19 protein-coding genes are annotated in these 21,144 nt (G+C 46.0%); 7 read left to right on the top strand and 12 right to left on the bottom strand.

Annotated elements, in window-relative coordinates; all coding sequences use genetic code 11:
- The first annotated feature begins 112 nt into the window (after window positions 1-112).
- Complete coding sequence (locus NDI48_06650) at window positions 113-3,466, top strand: filamentous hemagglutinin N-terminal domain-containing protein (GenBank protein ID MEP0830888.1); 3,354 nt, start codon at window positions 113-115, stop codon at window positions 3,464-3,466.
- A 156-nt stretch (window positions 3,467-3,622) separates the two neighbouring features.
- Here NDI48_06650 and chrA read toward each other — a convergent pair whose 3' ends face one another.
- Window positions 3,623-4,840: a chromate efflux transporter gene (gene chrA, locus NDI48_06645; protein MEP0830887.1), complete on the bottom strand. Its 1,218-nt coding sequence runs from the start codon at window positions 4,838-4,840 to the stop codon at window positions 3,623-3,625.
- 465 nt (window positions 4,841-5,305) lie between these two features.
- On the opposite strand from chrA, the gene NDI48_06640 reads away from it, so the two are divergent.
- Window positions 5,306-5,815, top strand: coding sequence for an MgtC/SapB family protein (locus tag NDI48_06640; GenBank protein MEP0830886.1), 510 nt, complete (start codon window positions 5,306-5,308; stop codon window positions 5,813-5,815).
- 52 nt (window positions 5,816-5,867) lie between these two features.
- Entirely contained in the window at window positions 5,868-6,110 is a 243-nt protein-coding gene (locus tag NDI48_06635; GenBank protein ID MEP0830885.1) for a hypothetical protein, read from the top strand.
- A gap of 882 nt (window positions 6,111-6,992) precedes the next feature.
- Here the strand turns inward: NDI48_06635 and NDI48_06630 are convergent.
- Both NDI48_06630 and menD read right to left on the bottom strand, forming a co-directional pair.
- Window positions 6,993-7,205 carry a hypothetical protein gene (locus tag NDI48_06630; protein ID MEP0830884.1) on the bottom strand — a complete coding sequence of 71 codons (213 nt, stop codon included), beginning with the start codon at window positions 7,203-7,205 and terminating at the stop codon, window positions 6,993-6,995.
- Between the two features lie 698 nt (window positions 7,206-7,903).
- Window positions 7,904-9,814: a 2-succinyl-5-enolpyruvyl-6-hydroxy-3-cyclohexene-1-carboxylic-acid synthase gene (menD, locus tag NDI48_06625; protein MEP0830883.1), complete on the bottom strand. Its 1,911-nt coding sequence runs from the start codon at window positions 9,812-9,814 to the stop codon at window positions 7,904-7,906.
- Between the two features lie 129 nt (window positions 9,815-9,943).
- Here menD and NDI48_06620 point away from each other — a divergent pair, with 129 nt between their 5' ends.
- The 3 genes from NDI48_06620 to NDI48_06610 all read left to right on the top strand — a co-directional run bounded on the left by NDI48_06620 (window position 9,944) and on the right by NDI48_06610 (window position 14,803).
- Complete coding sequence (locus tag NDI48_06620; protein ID MEP0830882.1) at window positions 9,944-11,131, top strand: transposase; 1,188 nt, start codon at window positions 9,944-9,946, stop codon at window positions 11,129-11,131.
- 38 nt (window positions 11,132-11,169) lie between these two features.
- Window positions 11,170-14,505 carry a non-ribosomal peptide synthetase gene (locus NDI48_06615; GenBank protein ID MEP0830881.1) on the top strand — a complete coding sequence of 1,112 codons (3,336 nt, stop codon included), beginning with the start codon at window positions 11,170-11,172 and terminating at the stop codon, window positions 14,503-14,505.
- A gap of 148 nt (window positions 14,506-14,653) precedes the next feature.
- Complete coding sequence (locus NDI48_06610; protein MEP0830880.1) at window positions 14,654-14,803, top strand: hypothetical protein; 150 nt, start codon at window positions 14,654-14,656, stop codon at window positions 14,801-14,803.
- Between the two features lie 50 nt (window positions 14,804-14,853).
- On the opposite strand, the gene NDI48_06605 is transcribed toward NDI48_06610, so the two are convergent.
- Window positions 14,854-15,099, bottom strand: a complete 246-nt coding sequence (locus NDI48_06605) for a DUF2283 domain-containing protein (GenBank protein MEP0830879.1) — start codon at window positions 15,097-15,099, stop codon at window positions 14,854-14,856.
- Window positions 15,092-15,367 (bottom strand): hypothetical protein, encoded by a 276-nt coding sequence (locus NDI48_06600; GenBank protein ID MEP0830878.1) that lies wholly within the window; start codon window positions 15,365-15,367, stop codon window positions 15,092-15,094. Before NDI48_06600 ends, NDI48_06605 begins: the two co-directional genes overlap by 8 nt.
- A gap of 6 nt (window positions 15,368-15,373) precedes the next feature.
- Here NDI48_06600 and NDI48_06595 point away from each other — a divergent pair, with 6 nt between their 5' ends.
- Window positions 15,374-15,526, top strand: a complete 153-nt coding sequence (locus tag NDI48_06595) for a hypothetical protein (protein MEP0830877.1) — start codon at window positions 15,374-15,376, stop codon at window positions 15,524-15,526.
- Here the strand turns inward: NDI48_06595 and NDI48_06590 are convergent.
- From NDI48_06590 to NDI48_06560, 7 genes are all read right to left on the bottom strand, one after another.
- Window positions 15,511-15,768, bottom strand: coding sequence for a type II toxin-antitoxin system ParD family antitoxin (locus NDI48_06590; protein ID MEP0830876.1), 258 nt, complete (start codon window positions 15,766-15,768; stop codon window positions 15,511-15,513). The two genes, NDI48_06595 and NDI48_06590, sit on opposite strands and share 16 nt — an antisense overlap.
- A gap of 26 nt (window positions 15,769-15,794) precedes the next feature.
- Complete coding sequence (locus tag NDI48_06585; protein ID MEP0830875.1) at window positions 15,795-15,995, bottom strand: hypothetical protein; 201 nt, start codon at window positions 15,993-15,995, stop codon at window positions 15,795-15,797.
- Between the two features lie 93 nt (window positions 15,996-16,088).
- A complete protein-coding gene (locus NDI48_06580) occupies window positions 16,089-17,507 on the bottom strand; it encodes a hypothetical protein (protein ID MEP0830874.1) in 1,419 nt (472 codons plus the stop codon).
- A 188-nt stretch (window positions 17,508-17,695) separates the two neighbouring features.
- A complete protein-coding gene (locus NDI48_06575) occupies window positions 17,696-17,905 on the bottom strand; it encodes a type II toxin-antitoxin system HicB family antitoxin (protein MEP0830873.1) in 210 nt (69 codons plus the stop codon).
- Window positions 17,906-18,276: 371 nt separating this feature from the next.
- Window positions 18,277-18,855, bottom strand: a complete 579-nt coding sequence (locus tag NDI48_06570) for a Uma2 family endonuclease (protein MEP0830872.1) — start codon at window positions 18,853-18,855, stop codon at window positions 18,277-18,279.
- Between the two features lie 220 nt (window positions 18,856-19,075).
- Window positions 19,076-19,588, bottom strand: a complete 513-nt coding sequence (locus NDI48_06565; GenBank protein MEP0830871.1) for a hypothetical protein — start codon at window positions 19,586-19,588, stop codon at window positions 19,076-19,078.
- A 91-nt stretch (window positions 19,589-19,679) separates the two neighbouring features.
- Window positions 19,680-20,897: a transposase gene (locus NDI48_06560; GenBank protein MEP0830870.1), complete on the bottom strand. Its 1,218-nt coding sequence runs from the start codon at window positions 20,895-20,897 to the stop codon at window positions 19,680-19,682.
- Between the last annotated feature and the right edge of the window lie 247 nt (window positions 20,898-21,144).

The raw sequence follows: 21,144 nt of genomic DNA, 5'->3' as shown, positions 1-21,144 counted from the left end.
GATGCGGGGAAAATTTGGCTAAAAATAAATAATGATAGATTTTAGATTGTTCGTTTTCCTGAGGGGCATCTGTGTCAAAAATCTATATTAACTCTTGTTCAGAATTAATAGTATGTCGCTATTTACCTCAAAAAATCCTCTACTAAAAGTCAGAAAACTCTTTGGATTTCTAGCTTTTTTTAGTCTTCTACCTGTTTCTGTACAAGCTCAATCTATCACACCCGCACAAGATGGCACAGGTACGATCGCAACTCCTAATGGGAACCAGATCGATATTACAGGAGGCACTCTCTCCGGAGATAACAGCAATCTATTTCATAGCTTTAGTCAGTTTGGTCTGAGTGCCGAACAAACTGCAAACTTTGTCTCCAATCCCAATATCAACAACATCTTGGGACGGGTGACGGGAGGCAATGCCTCCGTGATTAATGGGCTACTTCAAGTTACGGGAGGGAACTCTAACCTTTATTTAGTCAATCCTGCCGGTATTATTTTTGGTGGGAATGCTCAGTTAAACGTTCCTGCCTCATTCACAGCCACTACGGCTACAGGGGTTGGTTTTGGCTCTAACCATTGGTTTAATGCCACTGGCTCTAATAATTATGCGGCATTGGTGGGAGAACCCAGCCAATTGGCTTTTAATCTTAATCAACCAGGAAGTCTGATTAATGCGGGAAATCTGGCGGTAAATGAAGGACAAAATCTCACTTTAGTTGGTGGCAATGTTATTAACACAGGGACGCAAACGGCACCGGGAGGAACTCTTACCATCGCGGCGGTACCTGGGTCGAGTTTGGTGAAAATTTCGCAACCGGGACATCTGTTGAGTTTGGAGATTGACCCCAGCGAGACTTCTAATTCTACGAATATAAGTCCCCTAACTTTGCCTCAACTCATTACTGGCGAGGGTGTCAGTCAAGCCACAGGTGTAAGGGTCAATGAGCAGGGACAAGTCGTCTTGATAGCCTCTGAGACGGCTGTTCCGATTGATGGAGCAACAGCTCTCACTTCGGGTACATTGAACACTTCCGGACAGACGGGTGGTCAAGTCAATGTTCTGGGTGAGCAAGTTAGAGTGATAGGTGCCAACATTAACGCCTCTGGTACGAATGGCGGTGGCACCGTGTTGATTGGAGGAGATTACAAGGGTCAAGGCACGGTGCCCAATGCCCAGTTTACCTTTGTGGATGGCAATACCACGATTAATGCCGATGCCCTGAGTAATGGCAATGGCGGTAAGGTCATTGCCTGGGCAGATAACACCACTCGTTTCTATGGCAATATTAGCGCGAGGGGCGGTGCCCAAGGCGGGAATGGTGGGTTTGTGGAAACCTCCGGCAAGATGGGCTTGGATATTGCAGGTGCTGTTGTGGATGCGGGGGCAAGTAACGGTCTAGTCGGGACGTGGTTACTCGATCCACAAGACATTATTGTGCAGGCGGGCGGTACGGCAACCCTGGCAGATGTTGCCAACGCAGCAGATACCACCAGCACTGCCATTATCGATCCAGCCTTGATCAATAGTGCGAATGCCAACGTGATTTTGGCTGCATCCAACAATATTACCTTCGTCAGCCCCATCTCCATGACCAATGCAGGTGTTGGCCTCACTGCCAACGCTGGAACTGCAATTGCACTCAATCAAAATATCACAACCAACGATGGGGCAGTTGCTTTTAACGCCCCAACCGTGTCACTAAATGGCATTGTCACAACAGGAGCGGCAGCTCTCACAGGGACTGCCACTACAGTTAATGTAGCCACTACTGGCAGAATTCAGAATGCGGTCGATGTTTCATCGGCAGGCGGGAATGTTAATTTAGCCGCCGGAACCTTCACTGATCCGACGACGATTACAATCAACAAAGCCCTGACAGTAACAGGTGCGGGTGCGGGGGTTACTACAGTGAGTGGTAGCAATGCCTTCCGCGTGTTCGATATCGGTGGTAGTGGTAATGTCACCCTTGGTGGCTTGACAATTACGGGTGGTAACCTAAATGGTTTTGAATACGGTGGTGGTGTTCGTTACACTGGCACTGGCACCCTGAACGTCAACAACAGCACCCTCACCGGCAACTCGGCGAGTGCAGCAGGTGGCGGTATTGCCAACTTCACGGGTACTGGTACGGTGAACATCAACAACAGCACCATTACTGGCAATACAGCGACACTGGGAGGGGGTGGTGTCTTCCGCAATGCGGGCAACATGACCATCAACAATTCCACCATTAGCAACAATACTTCTGGCGCTGTCGGAGGTGGTGGAATTTTAAGCGAATATGCGCCAGGGCTGAGTGTAAACAATACTACCATCACCGGCAACAGTGCTACTGGAACTGAATTTGGCGGTGGAGGTATCTTCTCCTTTCAATCTAACTTGACACTCAGCGGCAGCACAGTTAGTGGCAACTCCGTTGGCACATCTGGTGGAGGTGTCTACGTTTATGGTGGTACGGCGAATATTTCCACTTCTAATATTACCGGTAACACGGCTGGTGTAAGTGGTGGCGGGATTTCTTCCGTTAATAACGGGGTGACCAATATTGGAGACAACAGTACGTATGTTGCGAATAATACCCCTTCTGATTTATTCACTAGTTCTGGCGGCATCATAATCGGTACGCCCAGCACAACACCAATCCCGACGCCAACGCCGACACCAATCCCGACGCCGACACCAATCCCAACGCCAACGCCGACACCAATCCCGACGCCAATCCCAACGCCAACACCAACGCCAATCCCGACACCAATCCCGACGCCAACACCAACGCCAATCCCGACGCCAACACCAACGCCAATCCCGACACCAACACCAACGCCAATCCCGACACCAATCCCGACACCAATCCCGACACCAATCCCGACGCCAACTCCAATTCCGGCACCAACTCCAATCCCGACACCGACTCCAATCCTGACACCGACACCAACTCCAACTCCAACTTCAAGTACGACTACAATCCCGACACCAACTCCAACTCCAACTTCAACTCCAACTTCAAGTACGACTACAACATCAGCGTCGTCACCTACTTCAAATACGACTACAACAACAACCCAACCATCACCAACAATTGCTCCACCCGAAGAGCAAACTTCACCCCAACCTCAACAACAGCCGACTCAAGTGTCATCTGTAGGAGTGCTAAGCTGTACCTTCTCTAATGACAAGGAAGGTCAATCACTTCCAGATATTCTGTCCAAAATTGTTGACTACATGAATACTAATGGGGGCAGTTTGTCAATAAATGTGAGTGGTTTGTTCGCCAATTGTGATGTAGAGTTACAGAATCTACCAGGCCATCAAAACTTAGTGAAACAGAAGATTTTATCGTTAGTGAGTCAATCTCTTGGTAGTGAATATGTGTCGCTAATTAACATCCACTTTGAACCCATAGCTAACCCAATGACGGCAATTGTTGAGGTTTCCAAATCTCGGAAGCCAGTGTCTGTCAAACCCTAGCATTAGTTTTAGAGCGGAATGGCACAGAAGACAAGGGAGATGGGCAAAGTGGGGAAGTCTATGTTCCCTGATCTCTCTCGTCCCCCATTTTGTCGAGGTTTCAGCCTTAACTGAGTGCTATTCGTTTTAGACGGTTTGATTGAGCCAGTTCAACGTTTACCCGCTGTAACCTAAAAGTGCAGCTCCCCAACCGATTACAGCCGCACCTAAAACTAACCATGCGGCATTGAATTGGAAACGAATGGCCAAAACGGCTGACAGGATTGCGATCGCAACCGCCAGAAAATCAATAAATGGGAATTTCAGTACTGTTAAAGTCGTGACTCCCAGTTGTAGGGTGACGACACTCATCAGCGCCACAGCACTCACATTGACCGAATCGATAAACGCCGAAGTCCATTTAGAGCGGCGTAAGCGAGGAACCAGGGGATTGAGAGCCGCAACAAAAATAAACGAAGGGAAGAAAATTCCCACCGTTGCAACGATCGCACCGGGAATACCTGCAATGGTGTAGCCGATAAAGGTAGCTGTAGAAAGGACGGGGCCTGGAGTAAATTGACCGATGGCGATCGCATCGAGTAACTGCTGTTGTGTCAGCCAACCGTATTCCTGAACTAATCCGCCTTGGAGATACGCCACCAATACATAGCCGCTACCAAACAAAATGCTACCGACTTTCAGGAAAAACAAACCCAACTGCCACAATGGGGCATTGACCGCTGAGGCTGTAACCACCGAAGTTCCCACTGCCGCTTTCGCGGTTAACGTTGCACCTGTGCTTAAGCCAGCCATGAATAGGTTGGCCTGATCTTTGGGTAAGTCGTCTTGGTCACCAGTACGCAGCCAAACCATACCTAAGATACCCCCAATGACCAGAGCAATCACTTCATTGAGTCTCAACAGGCATAACAACACCACAACACCCAAGGCAATGATGAATAGCTTGCGAGTCTTAATCGCTTTCTTTCCTAACCGCCAGAGAGCATCTAGGATAATGCCTAAAACAGCGGGTTTAATGCCATACAGCAAAGGGGCAACTTGCGGCAGAGTGCCATAAGTCACATAAAACCAGGCCAACCCAGCCGTAATGAGAACAGCCGGTAAGATAAAACAGACACCGGACACAATCAGTCCCAGCCATCCTGCGTAGATATATCCCACATGAATTGCCATCTCTGTGGAATTTGGGCCAGGAATCAGGTTGGTTGCGCCAATCAGGTCGAGAAAATGCTCCCTGGTTAGCCACTGACGTCGCTGGACGACCTCATTTTCCATCATGGCAATATGAGCGGCTGGCCCCCCAAAGCCGATGATGCCTAGTTTAAGAAAGAGTTTGGCGAGTTCTCTGAGACGCCCTGATACTGATTGGTTCATCGCGTTCGATTAACACGGTTTGTTGCACTCAGCATAACCACCACTGCCATCGTAGTGCTGGCGAGATTAACACTGGCTTATGGCGATCGCAAATTCAGCACCGACTTAAACCCCCCTGATCCTGTGTGTTATCACTGCTCTGACTTGTCCAGCTACGTTGAACTCATCGCTAATTTTTTTTGCGCTTTCCCTCGTTTATACACTATTCCGGTAGATTTAATGAAGTTTAAAAAACAGTGATTAAAAGTCCAGTACTAGCCCAGGCTTCAACGACTGAGAATGCAGACCCGTCCTTAAAGTTAACTTTAGGTTAAGAATAAATTAAGCAAAGGGTAACTTAAGTCAGAGTAAAGACAGTTGAGGCTAGCTAGCTATAAACGCTTGACAGTGCTTGCCCTGTCTGTGACAACCTTTCTGACGAACTGAAGCCATGGAATTCTACCAGGAGTACACAGGAGGGGTTTTATGTTGATCAATTCCAACGATTGGGCCAGCCTAATGTTCAGACTGACACTTGCACTGCTAGTGGGTTGCCTGCTGGGAATCAACCGCCAGCAAGGGGGTAGACCAGCAGGAATGAGAACGTTCATGCTGGTCAGTTTGGGAGCCGCGATGTTTGTCATGATTCCTTTACAAGCTGAAGGAGACAGCCCCTATGCGGCTACTAATGCCTTGAGTCGCACCATTCAGGGGGTCGCCACAGGCGTGGGATTTATAGGAGCTGGCATGATTTTGCAACAATCCCATCAGGGAGTTGGCAAATTAGAAGTTAAGGGGTTAACTACCGCTGCCACCATCTGGGTAGCTGCGGGATTAGGAGCCGCGATTGGCTGTGGTCTGTGGCAAATGAGTCTGATTGGGGCAATTTGGACACTGGTCATACTCAGTGGAGTTAAAAAAATCCAAAAATCAGTCTCGATTCGTCTCAAAAATAAGGACGGAAAAATCGAAAAGTCAAGGATAACAGAGCAATAGCCTATCCATTTCGTTCAACTTGAAGCCAAAGTTTCAAAATAAGGAGAGTGTGATGACTGAACGCAACCCATTTATTTACCCTCACAGTCGTTACTATGGTCAGGTTAAGCCGGAGAACCTGGTGTTTAATGCCAATCTACAAGAGTTCGCCCAACGGATCAGCTTTATCTGCAACCTAGAAACGAATGGCAAAATTTCTTCTGAAGAGGCTTACAAACAAATTAAAGCTCTCTGGAAACAGCTTAAGCATTCCAAAAAGCAATTAGGAATTGGTGGCAACCTGGCTGAAAGTTAAAGATGGTTGTAAAATTGTGTTGCCATTTCAACTCTTTAGCGACGCGTGAAGTTCCAGGATTACCTGGAATTTCTGCCAATCACAGCTAAAGTCGAAATCATCTAAGGTTCAGTTTTGTAATGTGGTTGTCCAGCGCTCCAGATTGGGGCGCTTTTTTTAGTGATTTAGGTGAGGGAATTCCTTGGGCTTACTCAAAATAATCTAGGCTGTTGATGGCGAGTTAGACAACAGCATGATTGCAGGACGTAGTGCCGATTGATACGCCGATTGATACGTAGGGTGGGTCATGTCCACCTGACAACTTATTTGTGTATTTTTCTCAGAATTTAGGAACTCTATGCACGCAAAATGATAGATTAGGTAATAGATTAAGAGTAATTTAATCTTTCCTGGCCCATTGAAATACTCTTGATCCGTTTAAATTTAAATTATTCGCAATTTGCATCATTGTTTTGCATTTCCTGCATAAAAAGCTTCAAACTATGCCTTACGATACAGGTATAGCCTTAATTATTTGTTTCAATCTAGTCATTGCTGTGCAACACTACGTAACAATGAATACCAATCTTAAGAAGGCCCAATCGTCCTCGCCACTTCAAGCAAAAATCAGTGAATTGAACGATAACTTTGACTTTGAGTGCTGGGCACGAGAGGTAAGAGCTCAATTGCTAGCAGCGCTGCAAAAAAAAGCCACGAGTTCAAATGAAATTCCTACGAATGAGTCTAAACAACTTAAATCACTTCGATCTAATTAAAAATTAAATATTAAAAAACTACCCTGGTGTCTAAAAATAGGGGTGTAGGATGATGTAGCGAGAGCTTTGATTCTTTTCCCTAGCTTAAGCTAGGGAAAAGCCCTCTCTAGAATTCGAGAGAATTTATTTAAAGGCGACGGCGATCTAAAAAAGTAATCGCTTCGTGTGAATAAAGATGAATTTGAGGGATATCACCAACGATCAGTAACCATCTGTCTTGTACTAACCTCATCTTCCATCTTTCTTTGAGTTGTTGGGGTAAGATTTGCCAGGTACCCTGATTATCTTCTTGACAAACAAACCCCCAAGATTTCGCTTGTTTTAATACCGGATCTTTCATGGCTGGGGTGGTTATTACAGAACGTAATTAAGCGATGACTCAGAATAGATAGTTGACCGCTCCCAACGATAAATTTGGAGGCTTGAGAATCAGAAAACTTTGATAAAAATGACGGCAATTAATTTTTAAAATTTGGACTTTCCCCGAATCCATGGTTACGGCTTAAATCGATAAATTTTAATTTCTACTTCAGCCTACACAGCCTAAAAAATATTGAGTTTTTTAGCCTCATTTGAGTTGATTAAAATCTTCTGGGGTTTCGCCGCCGACTAAAAGTCTATTAGCGGTTTCTCTCCACTTTAAAGGGCAATTTTTAGCTGAATGATAGAGAATATTTTTGAAATTAAGTTACACGGCACCCTGTCCAGATCATAGCCCTCGAAGGGGTCAGCCCTGGTTAAGGTTGAGTTAAGTACCTTTGATAGGCTCTGCAAATACCTGGCTACCTACAGAGGTTACTTCTATTGATTCAGGATCTGCCTATATTCATTCGACATTTCCGGACATTAAGATTCAGCGACCTTGCTAGAAGGCTTTCAGGTTAATTATCGGAGAGGTCTATTAATAGACCTCTGGCATCAATCCTTAACACCAGGGAGCAAGAAATATTCCTTCATATCAGAGAGATTGAGCGGGAACTCATACAAGGAGGGAAATTAGACTTTTGCAAGAGGTCTAATAAGTTTCGGCTCGTCGCTCTAGATGATTTTAAGACCCGATGCCAACTTTACGAGATACTCTTTGCGCCATTTAGCGTCAGCGTTGCGGTTAGTTTGCAACTCCAAAACTCGAATTCCCTCCGCCGGAAGTGGGTTTAACAATTCCTTAAACTGCTCCCAAGATTCAATCAATTGGTGTTCTACCCCATAAGTCACACACAATTGTGCAAAGTTGATGTTTTGGGGTGTGGCAAAGAATTCTTCAAACGGTGGGTCAAATTTGGAAATCGGCAACATCTCAAAAATACCCCCGCCATTGTTGTTGATTAAAACAATGGTTAAATGACCGACAAATTTATTTCTCAGTAAGAAACCATTGGTATCATGCAACAAGGCTAAATCCCCCGTGAGCATGACACTACTTTGATTCCGGTGAGCCATACCCAAAGCGGTGGACAAGGTGCCATCAATCCCGTTAGCACCTCGATTAAAAAAGGGTTGAATCCTTCTCTTGTTGGGTTTCCAAAAGAATTCGACATCCCGCACCGGCATACTATTGGCAATGAATAAGGGTGTTTCCGGTGGGAGAATTTGAGAGAGTAACCAGGCGACTTTTCCTTCAAATAATTGCGTCATCGTAGCCATTTTCTGGTCAACCGCTGACCTAACTTGGGTTTCAAGTTCACACCACTGCTTTAGGTAGCCAGAGGTTGGATGTTCCCATAACTTCCCGATGTTATTGGCGAATTCGGAAAACCTAACCCCCCTGCCCCCTTCCCTGCAAGGGAAGGGGGTGCCGGAAAGCCCATCTCCTCTTAGGGGAGGGGTTGGGGAGGGGTCTGACCCGTCAGTTAATTCGCCAACAGTATCCCTCGCTTTTTGAATGGGGGGAAGAGTCGTAACCAGTTGTTCAATTGTTGTCCGCAGGTGGGTGGTTTTGCCGTGCAGGGGGTCAAGGTTATGATGACTGGGGTCAATGATCCAACGTTGGGGTTGGGTTTGATCTAACCAGGTACGCAGTTCCTTACTCGTTGGGAGTTCCCCGATTTGAATCACCATTTTAGGTGTGAGGGGTTGCGTCAGTTTCGGGTTACGCAGGATGAAGTCGTAGGTAGAAATCAGATAAGGGTTGATGTCTGCATTGTTTCTCACGGGTGAGAGTCCTTCCGCGAGTACAGGCCATCCTAGAGTTTGGGATAAATGTGCGATCGCATCACAATAGTTTTTGGGATGCTGAGGTTGGGCTACACCCGCGATGATGATACCGCGATCGCATTGTTGCCATTCTGAGTGGGGACTGGGGTATGGGGAAGGGGTAATCGGTAATGGGGAATGGGATAAATCCGTGAAAAACTCTTCGAGTTCAAACGGGGAGGGGAGGGTATCCGGATCAAGTTGCTGTAAGGGCGCGAGGGGGTCGCGGAAAGGTATATTCAGGTGAACGGGGCCAGGAGTCGGAAATAGGGCGCGTTCCCAGGCATGAACCAGGGTTTGCCGTAGATATCTCAATCGACCAATTCCCACAGAAGGCAACGATAACTCAGTTTGCCAGTTGGGGTAATGACCATATAGCTTGAGTTGGTCAATGGTTTGCCCAGAATGGCAATCTCGCAGTTCCGGGGGACGGTCAGCAGTTAAGATGAGCAACGGAACCCGACTTTCCCTGGCTTCAATCACCGCGGGGTAGAAGTTCGCCCCGGCTGTGCCAGAGGTACACACGAGGACAACCGGGCGTTGAGTGGCCTTAGCGATTCCCAAGGCCAAGAAAGCAGCTGAACGTTCATCCAGAACCGGTATCGATTCTATCTCGTTTTGTTGAGCAAAAGCGACAGCGAGAGGGGCTGAACGTGACCCTGGACAGATGACGGCGGTGGTCAATCCTAAGCGTTTCAGGGTTTCCGTCAGGATGGAAGCCCAGACGGTGTTAATGTTACGAAAATCAATGGGCATTGCTAGCGATCGCGTCTCGGAAAAACAAGATTCCCGTACTTTAAGATGTTAAGGTTTTTTGGGGGTAGGGAGTAAGCCCTAGTAAATCGATTCTCCATAAATTTCAAGACAAGCTAGGACGTTCCAGCCATGTATGCCATTAAGCTCGAACTCAAACTAAATAACCAAGAACGCACTTTGATGGCGAAACATGCTGGCTTTTCCAGGTTTGTCTACAACTACGGGCTAGGTCTGTACAAGCAAGTGATGGACATCAAAGGAGGTTTGACCAAAAAACTTTCAGCCATTCGCAAGGTTCTAACCAATCTAACCAAAAAGAAGCCTGATTTTGCCTGGATGAATCAACTTTCATCTCGTGTTTACCAAAACGCTTTGATTGCATTGAAAAATGGACTAAATCGATTTTTTAAGGGTTTAGGAAAATTCCCAACCTTCAAGCGCAAAAAAGACAGAGATTCCTTTACCGTCGATTCATCAAACGGGCTGGTCACCGTTAGCGCTCTTCACAAAATCAAAATCCCTACACTAGGAACATTTAGACTGTATGAACCCGTTCCATTCACCTGTGCCAGCCAAACTTTCACGGTGTCCCGTCAAGCGGATAAGTGGTATGTGTCGTTTGCCATCCACGCCGAAAAAGTCCCCCCTTTACTGCATGAAGTGGAGAAAGTCGGCATTGATTTAGGAGTGAAGACATTCGCCACTTTTAGCGACGGGACAACCAGAGAAGCCCCTGCATCCATCAAACAAGCGAAAATCAAGCTTGCCAAATTGCAGTGGCGTAATCGCAACAAACAACTAGGCAATAAAAAGCAGGGAATACCCGCCTCTAACAGCGCCAAAAAGTACTACAAGCAAGTAGCTAAACTTCACGCCAGAATCGCTAATATTCGACGTGATTTCTTGCAAAATCTAACAACCGAAATAAGCCAGAAATACCACCGTATTAGGGTTGAAGACCTGAATGTCAGGGGGATGATGGCTAATTCAAAACTAGCTGATGCAATCAGTAATTTGGGATTGTACGAATTTAGGCGACAACTGACCTACAAGCAATCCATGTTTGGCACAGTTGTTGAGTTAGTAGACCGTTGGTTCCCTTCATCAAAGACTTGTTCAGAATGTGGACACGTTCAGCCGATGAAGTTAAGCGATAGGGTTTTTCATTGCCAAGGGTGCGGCTCGGTGAAGTGTCGCGATTTCAACGCCTCACTAAATCTGGAATATGCACCCCCTGAAAAAGTACGGAGGGCTTCTCCGGAACTTAACGACTGTGGACAGGAAGCTGCCGACAGCCCTGGACGAAGCAGTAAGTAAACCTCATATCCGGTTATGTCCGGTTTTGTATCAGTTTTATGGAGCAGGAAGAAGAAGTCTTTATTTTCCCCGCCTCGTTTGCCCAGCAGCGGCTGTGGTTCATTGACCAATTAGTACCGGGCAATACCTTCTATAATGTTCCAACAGCGCTGCGTTTGACCGGCTCACTCAACTTCAGTGCCTTGGCGCAGACGTTCCACGAAATTGTACGTCGGCACGAAGCTTTACGCACCCGCTTTGGGATAGCCCAAGAGCAACTCGTTCAGATGATTCCTGCCGACAGTTTCGCGAATGCGTCAGCCTCTCCCTTGGGCAGTTGTGCCGCCCGATTCACCCTAAATTTGCCAGTCATCGACCTACAGCATTGTCCCGCCGGGGAACGGGAACTCCAAGCCAAGCAATGGGTGAGCGAGGAATCTCAACGTCCTTTCGATCTTGCCACTGGCCCGTTGCTGCGAGTATTCCTGTTGAAGCTGGAGGAGACAGACCATGTGCTATTGCTCAATCTGCACCATATTATCTGCGACGATTGGTCTATCGGAGTGCTGATTCGGGAATTAAGCGCTATCTACACCGCCTTTGCTCAAAATCAGCCTTCTCCTCTGGCAGAACTGCCTCTCCAATATGCCGATTTTGCCCATTGGCAGCGCGAATGGTTGCAAACAGAAGTCCTGGAAACTCAGTTAACCTACTGGCGGCAACAATTGGATGGTATTCCCCGACTGAATCTGCCCACGGATCGACCGAACCCTACTGTACCCAGTTATCGAGGGGCGACTCAATTTCTAGAGTTCGCCCCAAGTTTAAGTCAGGGATTAGAGAAACTCTGCCAACAACAAGGGGTGACTCTGTTTATGACGTTGCTGGCAGCATTCCAAACCCTACTGTACCGCTACACCCAGCAAGAGGACATTGTCGTCGGTTCGCCCATCGCCAATCGCAACCGCAGCGAGATTGAAGGGTTAATTGGTTTTTTTGTCAATACATTAGTCCTGCGTACCGACTTATCGGGCAACCCAACCTTCCAAGAATTGCTCGGTAGAGTACGGGAAGCTACATTGGGAGCGTATGCTCACCAAGATTTGCCATTTGAGAAGCTTGTCGAGGAATTGCATCCCCAACGGGCTTTAAGCCGCCATCCCCTATTCCAAGTGGTGTTTGGTTTTGAGAATGCACCCATGGAGGCGCTGGAATTGCCGGGATTAACCCTGAGTCCTCTGACGATTGACTTTAAAACAACGCGCTTTGACTTGGAGTTTCACCTTTGGGATGCTTCAGGAGGGTTCAGAAGTCTGTGGGGGGAGGAATGGAAACACTCCGAAGGAATTAGAGGCGTGGTGGTGTACAACACGGATTTATTCGATGCAGCCACGATTACGCGAATGGTAGGACATTTTACAACACTGCTAGAAGGGATTGTGGCGAATCCCCAAACGAGGGTTGCCAGTTTACCACTCCTGTTGGACGCGGAGCGGCAGCAGTTATTAGGGGAATGGAATGATACCGTTGCAGATTATCCCCAAAATCGCTGTATCCATCAGTTATTTGAGGAGCAAGTCGAACACAATCCTAATGCGATCGCAGTTATCTTTGATGATAAGTCATTGACTTATCAAGAACTGAATAGCCGTAGTAACCAGTTAGCACATTACTTGCAAAAACAGGGTGTCAGTTCGGATGTTTTAGTGGGACTTTGTGTAGAGCGTTCTGTAGAGATGATTGTGGGCATGTTGGCTATCCTGAAAGCTGGAGGAGCCTATTTACCCTTAGACCCCAATTATCCCCAAGAACGCCTGAATTTTATGCTTGAGGATGCTCAAGCTTCAGTGTTATTAACACAACAGCATTTAGTTGAGCGTCTTGGCACACAAAAATTACAAGTTATTGGTATAGATACAGATTGGAATCGTGTTATCCAAGAAAGTTCAGAAAACCCAAGCAGCGGCGTGACAAGTGACAATTTAGCTTACGTTATTTACACTTCTGGCTCAACCGGAAAACCCAAGGGAGTGGCTATCCCGCACAAAGCGGTGAATCGATTGGTGTGCAATACGAACTATATAAAGTTAGACTCTTCCGATAAAATTGCCCAAGTCTCGAATACTTCCTTTGATGCTGCAACCTTTGAGATTTGGGGCGCACTGCTTCATGGCGCTCAGCTTGTGGGAATTAGCCGAGATGTCCTGCTTTCGTCCCACGACTTTGCCTTACAACTCCAACAACAAGGCATTACTGTTCTATTTTTAACCACCGCTTTATTCCAACAGATTGTCAGAGATGTTCCCCATGCTTTTGCTTCATTGCGATATTTGTTATTTGGAGGTGAATCGGTCGATCCTAGATGGGTAAGAAAGGTTCAAAAAAAGGGAGCGCCACAGCAATTAATTCATGTTTATGGGCCAACAGAGGGGACAACTTTTTCTTCTTTTTATCAGGTGCAAGATGTGTCGGAAGAAGCAACATCTATCCCCATAGGTCGCCCCATTACAAACACGCAAATTTATCTACTCGATGAGCAGCTTCAGCCTGTACCCATCGGCATTCCAGGAGAGTTGTACATCAGTGGTGATGGACTGGCGCGAGGCTATCTCAACCGTCCTGAGTTAACATCTCAACGATTCATTCCCAGGGCACCCTTTATGGGTGCCCTTACAATGGGTGCCCAGCCAGGAACGCGCCTTTATAAAACAGGTGATTTAGCCCGCTATCGAGCAGATGGCAACATCGAGTTTTTAGGTCGAATTGATAATCAAGTCAAGATTCGCGGTTTCCGTATCGAGTTGGGAGAAATTGAATCCGTACTCAATCAGCATCCCGCCGTGAGAGAGGCAGTGGTGATAGTTCAGCAGGACGTACCGGATGATAAACACTTGGTCGCCTACATTGTCTTTAACGAGCAAGTGAACAATCCAAAATCGAGTGAGTTGCGCCAATTTTTGAACGAGAAGTTACCACAATATATGGTGCCTTCAGCCTACGTGATGCTAGACTCTCTGCCACTGACACCAAATGGTAAAGTCAATCGTCGTCTGCTACCAGAGGTCGATACATTTAATCTGGATACGGAACAAAATTATGTGGCACCGGGGACTGGCATCGAGGAAGAATTAGCGAGAATTTGGCGTCAGATTTTGGGAAAACAACAGGTCGGTATCTACGATAATTTCTTTGAATTAGGGGGTCATTCTCTGCTGGCAACTCAACTAACTTCTCGGATACGTGATGCCTTTCAAGTGGAGTTATCTGTACGTATTTTGTTTGAGGCTCCAACTGTGGCGAGTTTAGCTAAGCATATTGAAACAATTTGTTGGGCGGCTCAAGGTCAGGATACGGCTAATTCTACAAGGAATGAGCGAGAAGATGTGGAGTTTTGATAGAAAGGTACAGATAAACCCTGAACTAAAGTTCGGCGTCAAAGCTAAAACCCGTTAAAACGGGTTAAAACGGGTTAAAAAGCTCATCCAGTAAGCTTTAGCTTACTTGAGCTTTGAGCCTGAAATTTATTTCAAGGCTCTTAAGTCAGTGACATTAATCCTAAATGCGATCGCATCCTCACCTCATGCCAAAACGCGATCGCAGCTTCACCTCATCCTAAATGCGATCGCAGCTTCACCTCATGCCAAACGCGATCGCAGCTTCACCTCATGCCAAACGCGATCGCACTTTAGCTAACAACCAGATTATTTGGTAATGCGATCGCACTCTATAAAATGGCGATCGCACTATACTTCACTGCGAACCAAGTTCAACAACTTACCGTGAACAGATTCTAAAATAGAATCTCGGATGTAAGCACTGGCATTGAGAATTTCCACACCAATCAACTCCCCGTCTGCATTGAGTTCAGCCGTAATATTTGGACTGATTTCAACACTTGCTGATTCTGGTTCTTCGGAGATTAGCAGATGAAGAATATCCTCTTCTTTGAAGTAGTTCATTTGTGGCAATGGTTGCTTGTTGTCAGACATTTGTGATAAACCGCCCAGTTTTTAGACGAAATCGAATTTGCTGCCGGGTTGTGGTGTGAATTGTAATCGGTGTAATCGTGTCTTCGCTTTGTTCATAAGGAATTAAAACTAGCTGCTCACGATGCTTTCCAACTGCGATCGCCCGATCTGTTTCTACATCATAATATCGTTCGCTAGAGAACCGTAGGATATTTTCAATCAGGTCAAGGTCAAAATCTCTTTGGGTTGCACGGTAACGAAGATAGGATGTCCAGATAATCTCAGGCATTGGTTCATGATTAGCGGTTTCTGTCACCCATTATTATTCCTGCGATCGCCCTTCCTAACATCCCTGATCGCAGCTTCACCTCATACCAAATGCGATCGCATCTCCTCACCTCATGCCAAAACGCGATCGCAGCACTGTCGTATTTATTCGCATTCCTGAGTCTGTTGAAGTCCTTGCATTAACTGAATGCGTTTTTGCTCCCACCAATCATCGGTTACTTCTATCGGTTCGCCACTATCCAAGCCTTCCAGTAATAATGCCTCAACTCGTGCAGCTTTAGCTTGTTCTTGGAGAATCAGGTGCAGGATGTATTCGGATACATTGCTGTAACCTCCTTTAGCGACTTGTTGCTCGACAAACGATTGAATGGTCTCAGGAAGCGAAATATTCAGCGGGGTCATAACTCTTTTACTGATTCCGGTTGTCTTTAGTAAAGTTGTTTAATTTTTAGCTTACTCTTTGTAGCTTGTTGGGTGAGGTTATCCTGTCGGACGCGATCGCATCCCTTTATCCTGCAAGCGCGATCGCATCCAGCAGTTGCAGCAGCAGATTGAGGCGTGGCAAGCGTTGCTGGAAAAGTTGGGAGGGAATGAATGAGCGATTCGCTAGCGCGATAGCTTCGCTTCACGCTTCTCCTGATGCCGAGTCACCCTGCCATCGGATGGAGTGGCAGTTTAAGTCAACGGTAGGGTGTGAGAAGCATCAGTTGAGGTTGCTGCTGCTACTTTACTTTACTTGCAGAGGGATAAATTCTTCCATCAACAACAAATATCTCTGGTGCTCTCTTACCACTAGTCACTTCATTTTGCCTAAACTTGATTAGAGCGTCTAAAGCTTTGGTAGACTCAGTGGTTTTGATAATCAAAAAAATGCTGTATTGTGTTCGTTCAGCAGCATTATATATAGGAAGTTGCTTCTTATAACCTGAGCTGATGTCATTTGAGGTGTACTTGATCTCAACATTTACTCGTGTGTTATAACCGCTAGAGATTTTGAAGTCAACAGGCCCTCTACCTGCATTAGGTTCTCTACTTAAATCTAGATTGTGAGCATTACAGTAGGCATCTGCTATGCCAAAGAAAAGCAGTTGTGCAAAGCGTTCATTTCTTAAGCTTTTTGAGTCATTCCAGAAATGTACAGCTAATCCATTAGCCTCAACCAAGGCTTTAAAGTGATTACATATCTTGAGAACCACCTGAAGAATGTTGTCAGGTGTCACTTTCTCCACATCTAACAAGAGTGGAAATAGATTGGCATACTTTTTCGCAATGTCGTACCATATAAGCTGCCCCGATGGATCTCTATCAAAGTCATAAGCGGTTTTTTTCTTGTATTGTTCAATTAAATCCCGCAGCACTTCAGGGCAATGGAGGAGAATATGCTTCAACTCACGTTTCGTTATTCTTCTTCTTCTTTTCCCTGTGGCATCTTTCCACGAATCCCCAATAATCTCATTAACACGATTACGTAATTCTTCGTTATGAGCACAAACACGGTCAATATCCCCTAAATCATACGCAACGGGAAGATCATTTAGAATTTCGTGGGGAATAAATACGGTAGGACTACTACCTGGAACTGTTGGAAGCCAAAATTCCCTATTGCGTACTTTTTTATAACAAGTATTTAAATTGAGATTCTTAGCAACTCGCTCTGAGTAAGCTAGCAAATCTAAATAGATGATGTGGAGCGTCATGTCGCTGATTCGATCTGCGCCAATATTTTCTTCAATAAGTCCGACTAGCTCAAAGACAACTGGATCAGTTATGCCTGCTTGTACGATTTCCCAAGCTGTCTTGGTTAGATTTAAAGCTATCCCTGATCCAATGCCACTACCTGACGTGCCCTCTGTGGAATATCCTAAAGACACAAATGGCAATTCTGGAAATATCAATTCTTTGTGAGCAGCACGAAAGAATCTATCTTCATCACTCTTTATTTTTTGTAGAAGATGAATGATTTTTGTGAAGTGGTTTTTGAAGCTCTGGTATGAGTTCTCAAGTTCTGGAACCTTTGTAGATTCAAGAAGATGTGGATCAATATAAAACTTTGAGTCAATATCTATAAATCCGTTGAACACTCCCTCTTTTTTTAGAGCTTCCTCAGAGACTTCAAAAATCTCATGTATTTTATTAGGCATAAAATTACTGCTGATAGTGCAAACAGTTAAACTTTCAGATCTAGGAGTAGAAAAAATATTCTAAACAACCTGGTTTCTGGCTAATCACCAATACCACGCAAGTACTCTCCTAACCGAGAACTAAAGCAACCTAACTACTTATTAGACTGAGACGGTACATTAGTCTCTAGGGTTATTTCGCAAGTGTTTCAGCAAGCTTCAACATATTCATACAGAATAGTTGGTTCGGGAATGGGTAAACCCTCTTCTCGCAAACCATCTAAATGAAAAGCGATCGCTTCTTTTATCTGTTGTTCTATCTCCTCAATCGTTGCACCTGTTGCGACACATTCAGGCAAATCTGGAACATAAGCTGAATAGTTGCTCTCTAGCTTTTCAATCACAATCGCATAGCGCATTACTCTTCTTCTCCTGCTTTCTTGTGTTCCTTGAGTTGAGCTTGCTTCAAGATGCTGTTTAACGTGCCAGGTGTTCGCATCATCAGATGGTTTCCCTGCAATTGTGACTAAACCAGACTTGGTTGGATGCTTGAACTGACGATGGTTGCCCCTAGTTCATGCTAGATACCAACCATCCTCTTCTATTAGCTTAATCACTTCCCTAACTTTCATGCTGACCCTCTAACACCATTACACCCTCTCATCCTGTCAAAACGCGATAGCGAAGCGCTGCTGCGTTAGCCTAGCGAGGCGTTAGCCTAGCGCAGATCGCACTTTCAAAGAATCGTCATAGGAAGCGCCTCTGCTAGAATTCTTGGCTTCAAATCGCGCTAAATCTCTTTGCGGAATGCTCTAATGGCTTCTCCCGCGTCAGTCTCCGCCATCAAAATGCAGCGTCTGAGCAAATCAAGGTCGAGTTCACTGAGTCCGGGTAGCTGGCTGCGATCAATGGGTTCATAGCTATTGCCTTGAAGATGATAGAGCTTCAGCAATCCATCTTCCCAGAACCAAACCTCTGGAACACCCAAAGCTTTATAGCGTTCCAACTTACTGATGTCACCACTGGTGAAGACAACTTCGATCGACAAATCTGGAATTGGCTTTACGCTCCCGATGCAGTATGACTCGTCTGCTTGAACCGAGACAACTCCTGATTTTTCCTGAGTCATTGCCCCTGTGGGCTTAAAGAAGATTCCCTGCTCGACCAGAAAGGTAGTTACTAAGTAACCAATGACGCGAGCAAAAGTTTCGTGGTCTTGTCCGGGCATGAGAATCTCAATCGCCCCATCATAGTAAAACAGCCGCACCCCAGGAGAACCATCAAAGCCCTTTTGGATGAACTTGAACTGTTCCCACGTTCCATGATGAACAATGCGTTGGTCGGTGGTTTTGTTCAGTAGTGGGGGCATGGCGTTCACCTCCGGCTATCCTTGCCTGAGTCAATACTTTTAGCTTACTCTCTCTACTTGTTGGGAACGTATCTTCTTTTCCTGTCATTTCAACTTAGCGCAGGCGATCGCTCCCACGTCTAACCCATCTTTAAAGGTTATAACTTGCCCTATTCTCAGCTAACCGCGCTTGCAATCACCCCAATCACTAATAATCTACTCTTTCAAACAGCAGTATCCTTCAATCCCACCAGTAGGAAATCACAACGGCATCGCGGTCTTGTTGCACGTCCTCACCCCATAACGCTCCTTCCAATCGCGCCCTCAATCGACGTTTGAGCCGCAAACCATACTCCTCATTTGAACCATCACTCACCTCTACCGAGTCAGCCCGCCACTTTTTGCCCAAGTCCAAAAGCTGAGACACGGCTGTGTCCTGGTTCTCTGTCAGGATGTATAGCGTATCCGCAGGATAGGGGATGAAATGGATGATGCTCGTCTCAGGCATAGGACGATAGTTTGCCATTGCCAGAAGTGTATCGATTACGCCACCAAAGCTCAGACCATTTTCATCGGGTGCAAAGATGGGTTTGGTAAACAGAAAGCTAGCCCATAAAGAAGGATGGTTAGAAAGGTCAGTAATCACTTCCTCGCCATCAAACTCATTGAACTGACGTTGCCAAACCAGTGCCGCAAAGAGTTCTTGAGGAGAGTAGGATTTCGCAATCGCTTCGATTTTGGCTAAGTCAAGCATCCTTCTGCCAAACGACTTTGTACTATTCGTTCATAGTTTGACATCCTCCTACCGCTAATTGCTAACGCAATATAGTGGGGGATTCCAAGAATTACTTCTTGGCTTTCCTCTTTCTTCGACTCGGCTTGCTTAGAGCCGGAGCTTTAGTGAGGATTTCCTCACCTAAGTAGAGGTCGATGTCTCCAGAGGCGTTAGTTCCCGTGTGCCCCACGGTACGAAGTGCAATTTCAAGTATGTTGATAGCTGCGTTCCAGTCTCTGTCTAAAACAAACCCACAATGCTGACATTGATGAGTTCTTGTACTCAAAGACTTCTTAACTTCTTCCCCACAGCTAGAACAGTCCTGGCTGGTGTTGTAGGGAGGGACAGCAACGGTCGCCACCCCAAACACCTTGCCGAAATATTCCAACCAGTTACGGAAGTTAGACCATGCAGCATCAGAAATGGACTTAGCCAGTTTTCGATTTCTGACCATATTCCGCACCATCAAGTCCTCGTAGGCAACCAAGTCGTTAGACTGGATAACGCATCTTGCCAATTTCACAGCAAAATCTTTACGCTGCCTACTTACCTTGAGGTGCTTTCTGCTCAAGCGATTTCTTTTCTTAGCCCTGTTGTTAGAACCCTTCTGAGTTCTAGACATCTGACGGCTAAGACGCTTGAGTGCTTTCTCGGACTTCCTCAAGTGCCGAGGATTGTCAATTGTTTGCCCATCAGAATCAGTGTAGAAATGAGTCAACCCAACATCCAACCCAATGGTCTTCCCTGTTGGTTCCCGCTTCTCCACCCGTTCAACATCAAGGCAAAACTGAACATAGTACCCGTCAGCGCGACGAACAACCCGAACGCGCTTAATCTGCTTCAACTGGTAAAAATGCAAGTCACGAGTACCCCACATCTTAAAGCTTCCAGCTTCAAACCCATCACTAAAAGTGATAGTTCGTCTATCCTCCGACAGCTTCCAACCTGTTGTTTTGTATTCAACAGAGCCGTGAGTTTGATGCTTCTTAAAGCGTGGGAACCCCTTCTTTCCTGGCTTACCTCTCTTACAGTTGTCGTAGAAGCGAGAAATAGCAGACCAAGCTCGTTCAGCCGATGCTTGTCGAGCCTGGGAGTTGAGTTTGCTAGCCCAAGGGAACTCTTTACCAAGAACAGCGCAATACGCACTCAGTTCGTATTTGCCAGTTCCCTTGTTGTCCATCCAGTATCTGATGCAGCTATTACGAACAAAACGAGCAGTACGAATAGCTTCATCAAGCCGCTCATACTGCCCTTTTTGTCCCTCAAGTTTTGCCTCAAATACAAGCATGATTACGCTGGTATAATTAGCGTAATCATACCATATATCCTGACCGCAATTCATCTCCCCGCCAAATCGGAGATTATGACGGGAGCCTTCTTGCGGCGGAGAGGTAAAGCTGGAAGAGGAGTAAGCGATCGCATCCTGGTTGATGGGCAAAAGCCTCAAGAGGGAGCCGTAAATAGCTTCTTCCTCATGGAGGATGACTAAGTTTTCTGGAAGTGGCAAGTTATCTTGCTAGTGAGTGAGATTTAGT

Origin of the sequence: Microcoleus sp. AS-A8 (assembly GCA_039962225.1) — a bacterium.
Lineage (GTDB): Bacteria > Cyanobacteriota > Cyanobacteriia > Cyanobacteriales > Coleofasciculaceae > Allocoleopsis.
This window is presented reverse-complemented; position numbering and strand designations above follow the sequence as displayed.